The 2,171-nt window shown below is 56.6% G+C and carries 2 protein-coding genes; both read right to left on the reverse strand.

The window, feature by feature from the left end; translation table 11 throughout:
* Window positions 1–264: 264 nt before the first annotated feature.
* Window positions 265–1,461: an aminotransferase class V-fold PLP-dependent enzyme gene (locus ACP5D4_RS21480; RefSeq protein WP_428013642.1), complete on the reverse strand. Its 1,197-nt coding sequence runs from the start codon at window positions 1,459–1,461 to the stop codon at window positions 265–267.
* Window positions 1,462–1,487: 26 nt separating this feature from the next.
* Window positions 1,488–2,054, reverse strand: a complete 567-nt coding sequence (locus tag ACP5D4_RS21485; RefSeq protein WP_428013643.1) for a hypothetical protein — start codon at window positions 2,052–2,054, stop codon at window positions 1,488–1,490.
* Between the last annotated feature and the right edge of the window lie 117 nt (window positions 2,055–2,171).

Below are 2,171 nucleotides of genomic sequence, written 5' to 3' on the forward strand. Positions count from 1 at the left end.
ATTCATGGGTAATTTTCGAGGAGATTATATCTCCCACTTTACACGACCAGTGCCTATCTGAGACTCGATTAGTCCCCGGTCGATCGATGGGTTTCCGACTCGTTTTCGATAACCCGGCTATAGAGGTTTATCGGTTGAGTGGATTGAGGCAACCTAATGAGAAGCGATAAGGCTTACTGCTGTTGGATTTCGTCGCCTCAACCCAACCTAGGCAACGGTTTGAAATCGCGATTTGAAGATCGCGATGGAGTATGAGGCGGGAAATTAGGAATGTCCAGATTGTGCGGTAAACGCCCGCACGCCCTCTACGAGGCGATCGATCTCCTCCGCCGTCGTCAAATAGTGAACGCAGGCGCGAACGCAACTCGGATCGAGAATCGTGCGCGTCATGATGCTGCGACCTTCCAAAAACACCACCAAATCCTTGTGAGCGCCAGAATCCAGCGTAAACGACACTAACCCCGATTCCGGCGGACTCGTCCGCAAACAGGTAACGCCGGGAATTTCCCGAAGTTGCTCCCACAACCGCCCGCTAGAGTGACAAATTTGGCGATATCGGTCTTCGGCGGTTCCCCATTGACGATGCAGGTCGATGGCCGCCGCTAATCCCGCATATAACGGATAAGCTGAAGTGGCAATTTCGTAGCGTCTCGCGTCTGGCTTCCATCTCGTCGGTTGTCCCGTCGCATCTACCTCGACGCCGCGCCAGCCGATAAACGTCGGTCGCAAGGACTCCATGGCCTCGGGACTCACGTACAAGCCGCCGACGCCTTCGGGTCCGCACAGCCATTTATGTCCTGTAAAGGCGTAAAAATCCACGCCCGATTCTGCCAACTTCAGAGGAAGCACCCCCACCGACTGGGCGGCGTCCGCCAAGACGCGAATCGGCTGTCCGCTTTCGGTGGAAACGCTGCGACAAGCGGTCACGATGTCTGCTAGGGGCAACACCTGGCCGGTGTTCCATAAAATATGACTCAAGACCACCAGGCGGGTTTTCGGCGTCAAATACCGGGAAATCACCTCCACCGGGTCGCCGTCGTTGAGGGTATCCAAAATCGGACAGACCGACACCTCGATGTTAAAGCGGTGTTGGAGTTCTTGTACTGTGGCGATGACGCCGGGATGTTCGCAGTCGGTCATCACCAGGGCGTCGCCGGGTTTCCAGTCGATCCCCCAGAGGGCGACGTTGCACCCGGCGGTCACGTCTTCGGTGACGGCCACCGTTTCCGGGGCGACGCCCAACTCTTCGGCGATCGAACGTCGCAAGTTCTGGGCGCATTCCTGCACCCAGATGTTGGCTTTCAGGGAAAACGGACCGCTCTGTTGCAGTCGATCGTAACTCTGAAAAATGGCGTTGCGGGCGGCTTGTGAAAGCGGCCCTTCACCGCCGTAGTTGAGATAGATTTTATTGGCGAGTGCTGGAAATTGCGCTCGAAGGTCTTGTCGATGCTGTTCTGACACCGTTAATTTTGAGGCTTGCGTCTACTTTAAGGATAGTAGCGCGTACACTCGACGATATTCGTGACGCGGTTGTTTTCTCCGGCGCGAATAAAGCCGCCAACGGGGGCGTCGATAGGTTGCCAAACGGTTCCGGAGGCGTCAACGGTGGGTTCTCCGGAAATTAACACTGCCGAACCGTTGTTGAGGCGGCCGAGGATTTCGCTGTTGGGGTTGGAGTTGCGATAGATGTTTAACCCGCCTGTATGACGGACGTTGCGGGCGTTTTCGGCGCTGGCACACATGGCGGGTTGAAATCCCGTCATGGACGGAGGCGGCGTCACCGAGCCTCGATCGCAGAGGTAATCGCCCCAGACGTAACCGCGATAGCCGTTGGCGGCGACGGGTTGCCAGGGTCCGGCTGGGGGTGCGACTCGTTCGACGAGTTCTCCGTCTTCGAGAATCGTCAGAACTTGGCCGTTGGGGGTTTGGCGCAGGTTGAGGCGATAGCCGTTGGTGCAAACGGAGGCCGTCTCGGGTACCGATTGGGCGATCGCACTGTTGGGGGACAAGACCGCTGAGAGGGCGATCGCTGCCAAAGAAAGACGAAATTTCATGGGTTTTTCGGGGCTGAACTCATCTGCGGGTGGAATTGTTTTGAATTCTACACCGAGTTCTCTTTGACATACTCGCCGCCTTAAAAGAGCGGCGATTCTCCAGACCTCACGGTTTGG

Origin of the sequence: Baaleninema sp., from assembly GCF_049974805.1 — a bacterium.
Taxonomy (GTDB): domain Bacteria; phylum Cyanobacteriota; class Cyanobacteriia; order Cyanobacteriales; family Geitlerinemataceae; genus Baaleninema.